This is a genomic window from Bacillus hominis, from assembly GCF_030348325.1.
GTDB classification, from domain to species: Bacteria; Bacillota; Bacilli; order Bacillales; family Bacillaceae_G; genus Bacillus_A; species Bacillus_A hominis.
Genome location: NZ_JAUCFS010000005.1, coordinates 3,954,740 through 3,969,030 on the forward strand (window position 1 = coordinate 3,954,740; position 14,291 = coordinate 3,969,030).

12 protein-coding genes and 1 other annotated feature are annotated in these 14,291 nt (G+C 38.0%); of the genes, 2 read left to right on the forward strand and 10 right to left on the reverse strand.

Annotated elements, in window-relative coordinates; all coding sequences use genetic code 11:
* Positions 1-47: 47 nt before the first annotated feature.
* The 4 genes from QUF93_RS23115 to cymR form a co-directional block, all read right to left on the reverse strand.
* A complete protein-coding gene (locus QUF93_RS23115) occupies positions 48-707 on the reverse strand; it encodes a tetratricopeptide repeat protein (RefSeq protein WP_289360316.1) in 660 nt (219 codons plus the stop codon).
* Positions 708-817: 110 nt separating this feature from the next.
* Positions 818-1,933: a tRNA 2-thiouridine(34) synthase MnmA gene (gene mnmA, locus QUF93_RS23120; RefSeq protein WP_193645223.1), complete on the reverse strand. Its 1,116-nt coding sequence runs from the start codon at positions 1,931-1,933 to the stop codon at positions 818-820.
* A 16-nt stretch (positions 1,934-1,949) separates the two neighbouring features.
* Entirely contained in the window at positions 1,950-3,095 is a 1,146-nt protein-coding gene (locus QUF93_RS23125; RefSeq protein WP_289360317.1) for a cysteine desulfurase family protein, read from the reverse strand.
* A gap of 35 nt (positions 3,096-3,130) precedes the next feature.
* On the reverse strand, positions 3,131-3,547 hold the full coding sequence (cymR, locus tag QUF93_RS23130; protein WP_000704117.1) for a cysteine metabolism transcriptional regulator CymR: 417 nt from the start codon (positions 3,545-3,547) through the stop codon (positions 3,131-3,133).
* Positions 3,548-3,839: 292 nt separating this feature from the next.
* Here cymR and QUF93_RS23135 point away from each other — a divergent pair, with 292 nt between their 5' ends.
* Together QUF93_RS23135 and QUF93_RS23140 are read left to right on the forward strand one after the other, a co-directional pair.
* A complete protein-coding gene (locus tag QUF93_RS23135) occupies positions 3,840-5,126 on the forward strand; it encodes a replication-associated recombination protein A (RefSeq protein WP_289360318.1) in 1,287 nt (428 codons plus the stop codon).
* A gap of 37 nt (positions 5,127-5,163) precedes the next feature.
* On the forward strand, positions 5,164-5,805 hold the full coding sequence (locus QUF93_RS23140) for an RsfA family transcriptional regulator (RefSeq protein WP_289360319.1): 642 nt from the start codon (positions 5,164-5,166) through the stop codon (positions 5,803-5,805).
* A 425-nt stretch (positions 5,806-6,230) separates the two neighbouring features.
* On the opposite strand, the gene QUF93_RS23145 is transcribed toward QUF93_RS23140, so the two are convergent.
* The 6 genes from QUF93_RS23145 to relA all read right to left on the reverse strand — a co-directional run bounded on the left by QUF93_RS23145 (position 6,231) and on the right by relA (position 14,109).
* Positions 6,231-6,998, reverse strand: coding sequence for a tRNA threonylcarbamoyladenosine dehydratase (locus QUF93_RS23145; RefSeq protein ID WP_000903182.1), 768 nt, complete (start codon positions 6,996-6,998; stop codon positions 6,231-6,233).
* Between the two features lie 656 nt (positions 6,999-7,654).
* Entirely contained in the window at positions 7,655-9,430 is a 1,776-nt protein-coding gene (aspS, locus tag QUF93_RS23150; protein WP_289360320.1) for an aspartate--tRNA ligase, read from the reverse strand.
* A 12-nt stretch (positions 9,431-9,442) separates the two neighbouring features.
* Positions 9,443-10,714, reverse strand: coding sequence for a histidine--tRNA ligase (hisS, locus tag QUF93_RS23155; protein ID WP_289360321.1), 1,272 nt, complete (start codon positions 10,712-10,714; stop codon positions 9,443-9,445).
* 69 nt (positions 10,715-10,783) lie between these two features.
* Positions 10,784-11,015 (reverse strand) — a binding site (T-box leader).
* A gap of 54 nt (positions 11,016-11,069) precedes the next feature.
* Positions 11,070-11,246, reverse strand: a complete 177-nt coding sequence (locus QUF93_RS23160; protein WP_048531368.1) for a hypothetical protein — start codon at positions 11,244-11,246, stop codon at positions 11,070-11,072.
* Positions 11,247-11,467: 221 nt separating this feature from the next.
* Positions 11,468-11,908: a D-tyrosyl-tRNA(Tyr) deacylase gene (locus QUF93_RS23165; RefSeq protein ID WP_002122709.1), complete on the reverse strand. Its 441-nt coding sequence runs from the start codon at positions 11,906-11,908 to the stop codon at positions 11,468-11,470.
* A gap of 17 nt (positions 11,909-11,925) precedes the next feature.
* Positions 11,926-14,109, reverse strand: coding sequence for a GTP diphosphokinase (gene relA / locus QUF93_RS23170; RefSeq protein ID WP_128280864.1), 2,184 nt, complete (start codon positions 14,107-14,109; stop codon positions 11,926-11,928).
* Positions 14,110-14,291 lie beyond the last annotated feature (182 nt).

Sequence of the window (14,291 nt, forward strand, 5' to 3'; positions counted from 1 at the left end):
CACCTCTTTAGATGAGGGATAACTACCCATTAAACTATATGTTCATCTTATTCAGCTTCTTGCTCTAATAAACGAATGCCATTACCAGCTAAAAAGTGATCTGGCTGTATTTCAGTTGCTTTCTTAAAGAAAGCAAGAGCTTTCTCGTTATTTTCTTCAAATACATACGCAACACCTAAATTATAATAAGCATCTGCATGCTCTTCATCCATTTCTAATACCTTTTCAAAATAAGGTTTTGCCTCTTGAATATGTTCTAGTCGCGCGAAGCAAAGTCCACATTGGAATACAGCTTCTACATCGCCTTCATCTAACTCAGTTGCTCTTTGTAAAAACGGCAATGCAAGACGATCATTTCCAAGTTGTACATGTGTGATACCTAGCATAAATGTTACATCAGCTGATTGTAATCCAGCTTGAATTGCTTGTTCAAATACCGCCTTTGCCTCTGCAAATTGCTCTTGACCGTAATATACGTTTCCTAATCCATAATAAGCAGCCGCAGATTTATCATCTAATTCTAATGCACGTTTATAAAATAAAATTGCTCGTTCACTATCACCTAATACATCTAATAAATTCGCAAAGTTAATGTATCCAAGCGCATCTTTCGGATTTTCTTCGATTGCTTCTGTAAAATTTTTAGCTGCTTCTTCCCAGTTTCCTTCTTGCATATATTGAATACCTGTTTCAAGTTTGTTTGACATATCCTTCACCTCTACAACAAATTATAACAAAGAATGTATTTTCCAAGCGAACGAAAATTCGCTTTATGTAAAAGAAACCTCTAACCGCTAATCGGCAGAGGCTTCTCGTTTTATCCTAAATAATCTAATTTCTTACCACTATGATACACTTCATCAATTGTAGCGCCGCCTAAGCACTCATCTCCATCATAGAAAACAACTGCTTGGCCTGGCGTAATCGCACGAATTGGCTCATCGCAAAGAATACGAACTGTATTTTCATCAACGATTTGAACCGTTACTTTATTGTCTGCTTGACGATAACGGAATTTCGCTGTGCACGTAAATTCTTTTTCTTTCGCTTTATTACTTACCCACCCTACATTCGTAGCGATAACTTCATCACCATATAAAAGTTCGTTATGGAATCCTTGATCAACATATAAAATATTTTCTTTTAAGTTTTTTCCAACAGCAAACCACGGATCACCATTACCACCAATACCAAGGCCATGACGTTGTCCAATTGTATAGTACATTAAACCATCATGTTTCCCTTTCACTTCACCAGATAATGTTTGCATCACACCTGGTTGCGCCGGTAAATAGTTACTTAAGAAATCTTTAAAGTTACGCTCACCGATGAAGCAAATACCAGTACTATCTTTCTTCGCCGCTGTCGCTAAACCAGCTTCTGTCGCCATTTCACGAATTTGCGGTTTCTTTAATTCACCTAATGGGAACATTGTTTTTGATAATTGCTCTTGGCTTAATTGATTCAAGAAATATGTTTGGTCTTTATTGTCATCAACGCCGCGAAGCATTTTATATTCGCCGTCCATATATGCAACGCGTGCATAATGGCCTGTTGCTACATAATCAGCACCAAGTGCAATTGCATGCTCTAAAAATGCTTTAAATTTAATTTCTTTGTTACACATTACATCTGGGTTTGGTGTACGACCAGCTCGGTACTCATCTAAGAAGTACGTAAATACTTTATCCCAGTATTGTTTTTCAAAGTTTACTGCATAATAGGGAATACCGATTTGGTTACACACTTCAATTACATCATTGTAATCTTCAGTCGCTGTGCAGACACCATTCTCATCTGTATCATCCCAGTTTTTCATAAAAATTCCGATTACATCATAACCTTGCTCTTTTAATAAAAGAGCTGCTACAGATGAATCGACGCCACCGGACATCCCGATGACAACGCGTGTTTCGTGAGGTAGTTTGTTCATCATGTCACCTCCCATGCTAATTTTGTGTTAATCGCTTCACGATTTTCACTGTTTCGTACGCCGCTTTTTCAATTTGCTCTTTCGTATTTCCAAGACCGAAACTAAAGCGTACGGATGAACGTATTTGATCGGAGTCTTTTCCGAACATCGCCACTAATACATGTGATGGATCAATCGAACCAGCTGTACAAGCAGAACCACTTGATACTGCAATACCAGCTAAGTCTAAGTTTACAAGAAACGGTTCAATGTTCGTTCCTGTAAAACTTATATTCAACACATGTGGTAAGCGATATTCCAAATTTCCGTTTACCTCGAAAGTAATGCCTTCATTTTCGAAGACAGATACCATTATATCTTTAAACTCTTCATATTGGGCATTTTTTTGCTCACGAGTTTTTTCAGCTAGCAAAATCGCTTGCTGCAACCCAACGATACTAGGTACATTTTCAGTACCAGCACGGCGTTTTCTTTCTTGCTCTCCGCCAATTAACAATGGTTCAAACTTCACATTTGCACCAGCGTATAGAAACCCTACACCTTTTGGTCCGTTAATTTTGTGAGCTGAAATTGATAGTAAATCAATGCCGAACTCTTTCACATCTATTTCTATTAAACCGTAAGCTTGTACTGCATCTGTATGGAAATAAGCTTGATGCTCTTTTAACAGCTTACCAATTTCCGCGATTGGTTGCATTGTCCCTACTTCATTATTTCCAAACATAATAGATACAAGAATCGTCTCTTCTGTTAATGCCTTTTGTATGTCAGAAACTTGAACACGTCCTGTTTCATCGACAGGTAAATACGTCACTTCAAATCCTTCACGCTCTAGCAATTCACACGTATGCAAAATCGCATGATGTTCAATTTGCGTTGTAATAATGTGGTTGCCTTTATGACGGTTCGCACGCGCTACACCTATAAGTGCTAAATTATCAGCTTCTGTACCACCGCTCGTGAATATAATTTCATTTGGACTCGCGTGAATACTACGTGCACAAACACGTCTCGCCTCATCTACCGCATGGCGCGTTTGACGTCCATAAAAATGAATACTAGACGGGTTTCCAAATGCTTCTGTCATATATGGAATCATCTTTTCGACCACTTCTGGGTGAGTCGGAGATGTCGCAGCATGATCTAAGTAAATGCGTTCCATTAAATCTCCTTCTTTCCAAATCGTTTCACAAGGAATTAAATGTAAAACATATAGCCCCCGTGATTTTCTTCCTCATAACGTACTAAATCTTCTAAAGTTGTACTATCTAATACTTCTTGCACCGCATCACGAACACGCATCCATAATTGGCGTTGTGCTGGTTCTTCTTCTTCTATCATTTCTACAACACTAATTGGACCCTCTAGTACACGGATTACATCTCCAGCTGTAATGTTGACTGGCTGATCAGATAATACATATCCGCCATATGCACCACGCGTACTCTTTACAAGACGAGCGTTACGAAGTGGTGAAATTAATTGCTCTAAATAATGCTCAGATAGGTCATGTGCCTGCGCAATTGACTTTAATGAAATTGGACCTTCACCAAACTTTTTTGCAAGATCGATCATAATTGTTAAGCCGTAGCGGCCTTTCGTTGAAATCTTCATCTATTTTGCACCTCTTTTCAAATTTTCACTTCTATTGGTTATATCTTATTTATAAAAGAACACAATTTAAAATCCTATGAAATTATAGCATAATATAGTATTATAAGAAATTTCAACTTGTGTATCAAAATGATAACATAAAATCACATTGAAAAACTCGGAAATTATTACAATTGAAAGAAAAATGAAAATATTTATATTCATTTTTCCCACAAAACAGCATCTTATTTCAAATTCCATTAAAAAAAATGATACGATAGAATGAGATTATATATTAAGGGAGAAGGTCAAAATGAAACAACCACTCGCACATCGAATGCGCCCTACGAATATTCAAGAAATTATCGGACAACAGCATTTAGTTGGTGAAGGAAAGATTTTATGGCGAATGGTCCAAGCAAATCATTTTCAATCGATGATTTTATACGGTCCTCCAGGCACAGGAAAAACATCGATTGCTAGCGCAATTGCAGGAAGTACAGGAACCCCGTTTCGCCTATTAAACGCTGTTACGCATAATAAAAAAGATATGGAAGTTGTCGTACAAGAAGCGAAGATGCATCGACACCTCGTTTTAATTTTGGATGAAGTTCACAGGCTAGATAAGGCGAAACAGGACTTTCTATTACCTCATTTAGAAAGTGGACTCCTTACTTTAATCGGTGCAACGACGAGTAATCCGTTCCATGCTATTAATTCTGCTATTCGAAGTCGTTGTCAAATTTTCGAATTACACGCATTAACAGAAGATGATATTTTGATTGGCTTAAAACGAGCACTTGAAGATAAAGAAAAAGGGCTTGAGGAATATGATGTAACTGTTACTGATGAAGCATTACATCACTTTGCAAATGCTTCAGGCGGAGATATGCGTTCAGCTTATAATGCACTTGAACTAGCCGTTTTATCTAGCTTTACAACTGACGACAAAGCCGCGGAAATAACGCTAGAAATCGCCGAAGAATGCTTACAAAAAAAGAGCTTCGTTCACGACAAAGGTGGAGATGCTCATTATGACGTATTATCAGCATTTCAAAAATCAGTGCGCGGAAGTGATGTAAATGCAGCACTTCATTATTTAGCACGCCTTATTGAAGCTGGTGATTTACAAAGCATTGGTAGACGCCTTCTTATTATGGCATATGAAGATATCGGACTTGCTAGCCCGCAAGCTGGACCACGTACACTAGCAGCGATTGAATCAGCTGAACGTGTTGGCTTCCCAGAGGCACGTATACCACTTGCAAATGCCGTTATCGAGCTTTGCCTATCACCAAAATCAAATTCAGCTTATAAAGCACTTGATGCCGCAATACATGATTTACGTAACGGCCAAACGGGTGACATTCCAAGTCATTTAAAAGATAGTCATTACAAAGGCGCAGAATCACTTGGAAGAGGCATTGGATACTTATACCCACACGACCATCCAAATGGCTGGGTACAACAACAATACTTACCTGATAAAATAAAAAACAAACAATATTATAAACCGAAAACGACAGGGAAATTTGAGCAAGCACTTTCTACTGTATATGAAAGATTACAAAGTTCGAATAAAACGAAAAATAAAGGGTAACATAAGCGAAAACGTCACCATTATGGAGGCTTCGCTTATGAAAACACGTCAAGATGCATGGACAAAAGAAGACGATCTCCTTTTAGCAGAAACTGTTTTACGACATATTCGCAGCGGTAGTACACAAATAAAAGCATTCGATGAAGTTGGCGATACGTTAAACCGAACTTCAGCAGCTTGTGGATTTAGATGGAATGCTGAAGTAAGACCAAATTATGAAAATGCAGTGCAACTTGCAAAAAAACAACGTAAAGAATTAAAGCGTTCGGAAGCTAAGATAGAAAAAGAGCAGTTCACACAAACTCGGCAACTCGTAATCGATGCCGAGTTTTCAGAAGATATTGCCCCAAATAAACAAGATTTTACAATGCAAAATGTCATCTCATTTTTGCAAAACTTGGAGTACAATAACCCTTCACTCGCAAAGTTACAAACTGAAAATGACGTATTACAAGATCAGCTCACTTCCCTGCAAAATACGAACAATGAACTTGAAGCAAAATTAGCTGTTCTCACAAAAAAACAACAAGCAATCGAAGAAGATTACGCAATGCTTGTTAGAATTATGGACCGCGCTCGAAAACTTGTTTCAGTTGAAGAGCAAGAGGAACAAATTGCTCCAATCTTCAAGACTGATCAAAACGGAAACTTAGATATTATATATTCCGCAGAGAATTAAAAAAGGGATGTCACTTTTTCACCTAAGTGACATCCCTTTTTATTCTCCCTTATAAAAATAACACCACAGTAAATAAAATATCATTAACGATTTGCCAACAAAAATTCACAATACTCCCCTCCCATCATTGAGAAGAAACTTCAAAAATTGGATATTTTTAACTTAAATATTACTATAAACATATACTTTTGAAGGGAGATGGTTGTCGTTTCATTAATAGTCTTCAAAATAACACTCGGTATCCTCGTCTTAACGTTAGGTTTTTTTACAATTCATAGTTTAAAAAAGACCTCTGCCTACAAATCAGACAAATACGATTATTCTTTATTAGGATTACTTACATTTGAATTATTAGTATTGCAAATATCAACAACTCTTTAAAACATAGAAAAAGCATATATCCGAAATGGATATATGCTTTCCTTTTATTCTTGTCCTACACGCTTCACTTCTACGTTTTTAATGCGCTCACGTACAACGTGACTTGCCATAATTAAGCCTGCCACAGATGGTACGAATGCATTTGAAGAAGGTGGTAATTTCGCCTTACGAATTTTTGCATTTTCGTCTGGTACGATTTCTTTACGTACTTCTTCACGAATTACAATTGGGTTTTCGTCAGAGAAGACAACTTTTACACCTTTTTTAATACCCTCTTTACGAAGCTTCGTACGAATTACTTTCGCAATCGGATCTGTATGTGTTTTAGAAATGTCCGCAATACGGAAACGAGTTGGGTCCATTTTATTTGCTGCACCCATACATGAGATAATTTTAATTTTACGACGTAAACATTGTTTAATTAAATGGATTTTGAACGTAATCGTATCAGATGCATCCACTACGAAATCTAAACCGTGTTTAAAGAACTCTTCATATGTTTCATCTGTATAAAACATTTCTAGTCCAATTACTTCACATTCCGGATTAATGTCTGCAATACGCTCTTTCATTAATTCTACTTTTGAACGTCCTACAGTAGATACTAATGCGTGAATTTGACGGTTTACGTTTGTGATATCTACAACGTCTTTATCAACTAATACGAGACGTCCTACGCCAGAACGCGCTAACGCTTCTGCCGAAAAAGAACCTACGCCGCCAATTCCTAAAATACCGACTGTACTATTTTTTAATATTTCAAGTCCTTCTTTACCGAAGGCTAATTCATTACGTGAAAATTGATGTAACATTCAGCTCTACACTCCTATTACAAAAATGGTCTACCATGTATTCTAGCGTTTTTCCGACTATTTGTATAGAAAAAGTTATAGAATTCCTAAAAATACATATTTCAAAATGAAAACATAGTGTAAACCGGACTTTTTAAACTTCCCCTTCAATTAAAAAGGAGGATTTAGAGAACTGAGCAGATCGAGGCACTTATGCTAGGAGGAGCACAGTGTAGGGGTACTATTCGAGCACCGGACTAGCATATGTAACGATGAGATGCGACGGTTATCTAAACCGGACTTTTTAAACTTCCTCTATAATATACGTTTAAAAAGGAGGATTCAGAGGGCCGAGCAGATCGAGGCGCTGAAGCCAGGAGGAGCGCAGTGTAGCTTTACTACTCGAGCACCGGACTGGCTAAGCAACGATGAGATGCGACTGCCATCTGAACCGGACTTTTTAAACAACCTCTATAATATACGTTTAAAAAGGAGAATTTAGAGAACCGAGCAGATCGAGGCACGTATGCTAGGAGGAGCACAGTGTAGGGGTACTACTCGAGCACCGGACTAGCATACGTAACGATGAGATGCGACGGTTATCTAAACCGGACTTTTTAAACAACCTCTATAAAAAAAGCCTAGATGGGGTTAGTATAACCATCTAGACTCTATTCTTACTTCTCTTCTTTCACGCTCAATTTTAAGCTTAGCTCTTCAAGCTGCGCTTCTGCAACTGGGCTTGGAGCTTCTGTTAATAAGCAGCTTGCGCTTGCTGTTTTCGGGAATGCAATTGTATCACGAAGGTTCGTACGGCCTGCAAGTAACATAACAAGACGGTCTAAACCTAATGCGATTCCACCGTGTGGTGGTGTACCGTATTCGAATGCTTCTAATAAGAATCCGAATTGCTCTTGCGCCTCTTCTTGTGAGAATCCAAGTGCTTTGAACATTTTTTCTTGTACGTCACGCTCGTAAATACGAAGTGATCCGCCACCAAGCTCATAACCGTTTAATACAAGGTCATACGCTTGTGCACGTGCTTTTTCTGGTGCTGTTTCTAATAGCTCAACGTCTTCACGGAATGGCATTGTGAATGGGTGGTGAGCTGCGAAGTAACGATCTGCATCTTCATCGTACTCAAGAAGTGGCCAATCAGTTACCCATAGGAAGTTAAATTTACTTTCATCGATTAACTCAAGCTCTTTACCTAAACGTAAACGAAGTGCACCTAAGCTATCTGCAACAACGCTTTTCTTATCTGCTACGAATAGTAATAAATCGCCAGCAGTAGCTTCTAATGTACTCATTAACGCTTTTGCATCTTCTTCACCGAAGAATTTTGCAATTGGTCCTTTTAAGCCGTCTTCTTCAACTTTAAGCCAAGCTAGACCTTTTGCACCGTATACTTTTACGAATTCAGTTAATGCATCGATGTCTTTACGAGAGTATTTGCTTGCAGCACCTTTTGCATTAATTGCTTTTACTTGTCCGCCGCTTTCTACAGCACTTGTAAATACTTTAAATCCACAATCTGCTGCAAATTCAGATAGGTCTGTTAGTTCCATTTCAAAGCGTGTATCCGGCTTATCAGAACCGTAGCGAGCCATTGCATCAGCATATTTCATACGAGGGAATGGTGCACTAACTTCTACACCTTTTGCATCCTTCATGACTTTCGTCATCATACGCTCCATCATTTCTAAAATTTCATCTTGTGTTAAGAATGATGCCTCGATATCGATTTGCGTAAATTCCGGTTGACGGTCCGCACGTAAATCTTCGTCACGGAAACAACGTGCTACTTGATAGTAACGCTCAAATCCGCCGACCATAAGAAGCTGTTTAAATAACTGCGGAGACTGTGGTAATGCATAGAATTCACCGTCATGCACACGACTTGGTACTAAATAGTCACGAGCTCCTTCTGGCGTGCTCTTCGTTAAAATTGGTGTTTCAACTTCTAAGAAATCTTCTGTATCTAAGAAGTTACGAATTGTTTTTGTTACGTCGTGACGCATTTTGAATGTGTTGAACATTACAGGACGACGTAAATCTAAGTAACGATATTTTAAACGCACATCTTCTGATGCATCTGTATCATCAGCAATAATGATTGGCGTTGTTTTCGCTGCGTTTAATACGTCTACTTTCGTTGCTTGTACTTCAATACGGCCAGTTGCCATATTCTCATTAATCGCACCTTCACCACGCTCAACAACTGTACCTTCTACGTGTAATACGTATTCGCTACGAATTGTTTCTGCTATTTCTAGCGCTTCTTTTGATGTTTCTGGGTTAAATACAACTTGCACGATACCTGTACGGTCACGTAAGTCGATAAAGATTAATCCACCTAAATCACGGCGTTTTTGTACCCAACCTTTTAATTGAACTGTTTGTCCAACCGCTTCTACTGTTACTTTTCCGCATGCATGTGTTCTTTCAGCCACTTTAAGTTCCCCCTATATTAATTTCTCTGCTACATATGAAGCAAATACATCTAATGCTACTTCTTCTTGTCCGCCTGTCGCCATATCTTTTAAGTTAATGATGCCTTTATCTAGCTCATCTTCCCCTAATACAGCTACGTATTTCGCATTTAAACGATCTGCAGATTTAAATTGTGCTTTCATTTTGCGATCTAAATAATCTTTTTCAACTGATAATCCAGCTTTACGAAGATCAAACGCAATTTTCGCAGCATGGTCTTTCGCTTTTTCACCAAGTGCTACAACGTAACAATCAATACTATGTTCAATTGGTAACTCAATATTTTCAGCCTTCAGCGCCATAATTAAACGCTCAATACTCATCGCAAAACCGATACCTGGCATTTCCGGTCCACCGATTTCTTGCACAAGTCCGTTATAACGGCCACCGCCACTTAATGTTGTGATAGCACCGAAACCTTCTGCCTCACTCATAATTTCAAAAACAGTGTGTTGGTAGTAGTCTAAACCACGTACTAAATTCGGATCTTTCTCAAATGGAACATCCATCATCGTTAGTAGTTCTTGTACTTTGTCGTAGTATACTGCTGAATCTTCGTTTAAGTATTCTGTAATAGATGGTGCTGTGCTCATTAATTCATGATTACGGTCCTTCTTACAGTCTAAAATACGAAGAGGGTTCTTTTCTAAGCGAGATTGGCAATCAGAACAGAACTCACCGATACGTGGCTCAAAGTGTGCGATTAATGCATCACGGTGCGCTTGACGGCTCGCTGCATCACCTAAGCTGTTTAATACAACTTTAATATTTTTTAAGCCCATGCCGCGGTAAAACTCTACAGCAAGTGCAATTACTTCTGCATCAATTGCAGGATCGTTACTACCGATTGCTTCAATACCGAATTGTACGAATTGACGATAGCGACCTGCTTGTGGTCTTTCGTAACGGAACATTTGACCGATATAGTATAATTTCGTTGGTTGTGTTGCGTCACCGAACATTTTATTTTCAACGTAAGAACGTACAACAGGTGCAGTACCTTCTGGACGTAATGTTAAACTACGCTCTCCACGATCTTGAAATGAGTACATTTCTTTTTGTACGATATCTGTCGTATCACCAACACCGCGTAAAAATAACTCAGTGTGTTCAAAAATTGGTGTACGAATTTCTTTATAATTGTAACGACGGCAAATTTCGCGTGCTTGCCCTTCGATATACTGCCATAACTCAACAGTGCCTGGAAGAATATCTTGCGTTCCGCGTGGGATTTGAATAGACATATTCAGTTCCTCCTCAAATTGTTTTAATCTTAATAAAAATAAAAAAACTCCCGCCTCTACTGTTTGAACAGTAGGGACGAGAGTATTATACCCGTGGTGCCACCCTAATTGAAGCACGTATGCTTCCACTTTTTTTAATAACGCTTAAATTTGCGTTCATCTCTACTAAGCGTATAAGCCTTTCAAGTTGAAACCTACAGAGTGTCATTCAATCAGTCATCATGTAGAAATGTTTTCAGCCTAGGACATTTCTTCTCTTTCCATGTGTATCTCATTTACTCTCCTCTATCAACGGCTATATTCATATGTAAATATAAAATTACTATACGTTTGTTGAGTAGGATTGTCAAGTGCTCTAAGAGCGCTCAATTTGCTTCTTTAGGCGCTTTACATCTTGCAGTGAAATCCCGAACTCTGAAGCAAGCTCCATTGAAGTATTGTTTTGCTCTTTTGAAATAAAATCATGAAAACTCACGTTAAATAGTTGATTTGCACCATTTGTAACAGAATGCCCTTTTTCATTCATACGCATACGTATATCCCTCACATTCAATATGGATGTTTTACTTTTTATTGTTCCATATTGATTAAAAAGTTATACATAATTGAAACAGCTATTGATTCCAAATAAAGCGAAACTTTAATCAGGCTTTTACGGGTAGCCCGACTCCCACACATAACGGGATAAATGAACAAAACATACAACAATGTATAAAAAGAGAGGATCCTATAATCCTCTCTTCTTAGGCAACACTATTTACTTTCTACAACTAAGGTCACCGGACCATCATTGATTAAAGAAACGTCCATCATTGCTCCGAACTGTCCTGTCTCCACATGTAGTCCTTGTTTACGAACTTCTTCATTAAAGAAATCATATAAACGCTCTGCGTATTCAGGTTTCGCAGCATCCATAAAGTTTGGACGTCTTCCTTTACGACAATCTCCGTATAATGTAAATTGCGAAATAGATAGAACTTGTCCCTTCATATCAAGTACAGAGTGGTTCATCTTTCCACTCTCATCTTCAAAAATACGTAGGTTTGCAATTTTTTCTGCGATGTAAGTTGCATCTTTTTCTGTATCTTCATGCGTAATGCCAACTAGTAATGTTACACCGAATGGAATTTGTCCTACAATCTCACCATCTACTGTGACAGACGCTTCCTTTGATCGTTGTAAAACAACTCTCATCTTTTCTACACTCCCTATTAATGCATCATGCGTCGTACGGCATAAATTTCCGGAACACGTTTAATGCGCTCTACTACTTTTTTCAAGTGTTGTAGGTTTCGAATAGAAATCGACATGTTAATCGTTGCCATCTTATTACGATCACTTCTACCAGAAACAGCTGAGATATACGTCTTCGTTTCTGTAACAGCTTGTAATACTTCATTCAATAAACCACGACGATCATAGCCTGAAATTTCAATATCAACATTGTATTCAATTTCTTTTTCAGGACTACCTTCCCAATCTACTTCTAGTAAACGCTCTACCGCTTCTTCTGTATGCACATTGACGCAATCGCAACGGTGAATTGATACGCCTCGACCTTTCGTAATATATCCAACGATATCATCGCCTGGAACTGGGTTACAGCATTTTGATAAACGAATTAACAAATTATCTGCACCACTTACCTTTACACCAGAATCCCATTTTCGAATTTTCATCGGTTTACGAACTTCTTTAACTTCAACGATTTCTTCTTCTTCACGTTGCTTACGGAACTTGTCCGTTAGTCGCGTAACAATTTGCGACGCTGTAATTCCGCTATATCCAACTGCTGCAAACATATCTTCTTCATTTGCAAAGTTAAACTTCTCAGCAACACGTTTTAAATTATCAAGCGCTAATACTTCTTTCATCTCATACTCTAAGCCACGCACTTCTTTTTCAACAAGCTCACGGCCTTTTTCAATATTTTCATCTCTACGTTGCTTCTTAAAGAATTGACGTATTTTATTTTTCGCATGAGATGTTTGAGCAAGTTTTACCCAATCTTGACTCGGGCCATACGAATGTTTCGATGTTAAAATTTCAATGATGTCACCCGTTTTTAATTTATAATCAAGTGTCACCATTTTCCCATTTACTTTTGCACCAATTGTTTTGTTTCCAATTTCCGAATGGACACGATACGCAAAATCAATTGGAACAGAGCCAAGTGGTAACTCCATTACATCGCCTTTCGGTGTAAAGACAAATACCATATCAGAGAACAAATCAATTTTTAATGACTCCATAAATTCTTCTGCATTAGAAGCTTCATTTTGCCATTCTAATATTTGACGGAACCATGTTAGTTTCTTCTCTAACGTACCCGTTGTTTCTGCTGCTTTTCCTTCTTTATACGCCCAGTGTGCTGCAATCCCGAATTCTGCAATTTCATGCATTTCTTTCGTACGAATCTGCACTTCAAGTGGATCACCTTTTGGCCCAATTACAGTTGTATGAAGAGATTGATATAAATTCGCTTTCGGCATTGCAATATAATCTTTAAAACGCCCCGGCATCGGCTTCCAGCACGTATGAATAATCCCAAGTACCGCATAACAATCTTTAATACTATTTACAACGACACGTACAGCTAATAAATCATAAATTTCATTAAACTGTTTATTTTGCAGTGCCATCTTACGATAAATACTGTAAATATGCTTTGGTCTTCCAGAAATCTCAGGTTGAATTGCAACTTCTTTTAATTTCTCGCGAATGCCAGTCATTACTTCATCTAAATATTCTTCACGCTCTGCACGTTTACGCTTCATTAAATTCACAATACGATAATATTGCTGCGGATTTAAATAACGAAGTGACGTATCCTCTAGCTCCCATTTAATAGTACTAATTCCGAGTCTATGTGCTAAAGGTGCAAAGATTTCTAACGTTTCGTTTGCAATGCGACGCTGCTTCTCTTGAGGCAAATGTTTCAATGTACGCATGTTATGAAGACGATCAGCTAGTTTAATTAAAATAACTCGAATATCTTGAGCCATTGCAATAAACATTTTGCGATGGTTTTCTGCTTGTTGCTGCTCATGAGATTTATATTTAATCTTTCCAAGCTTTGTAACACCATCAACAAGCATAGCGATCTCTTTATTAAATTCCCGTTCAATATCTTCTAATGTAATTTCTGTATCTTCCACTACATCATGCAAGAACCCTGCAGATACTGTCGCTGGATCCATGTGTAAATCGACTAAAATACCTGCAACTTGAATTGGATGAATAATATATGGTTCACCCGATTTTCTATATTGTTCGCTATGTGCATCACGCGCATATTCATAAGCACGTGCCACTAGCTCAATATCATCAACCGCTAAATATTGACTTGCTTTCTCGAGTACCTGTTCAGCTGTTAGTACTTGCTCATTTGCCATCGAATCACCTTTTATTGAAAATTGACTTTATCTTTATTAAACAGAATAAATTATATTCTATCATTATAACCCAATGATTGTGAATTGTGAAAAGGAAAAGATTTTACTGACATTTCACCATGATTTTTTGTTCAATTATACAAAAGTACCCGATCCTCTCCAAGAGATTCACGGGTACTTTT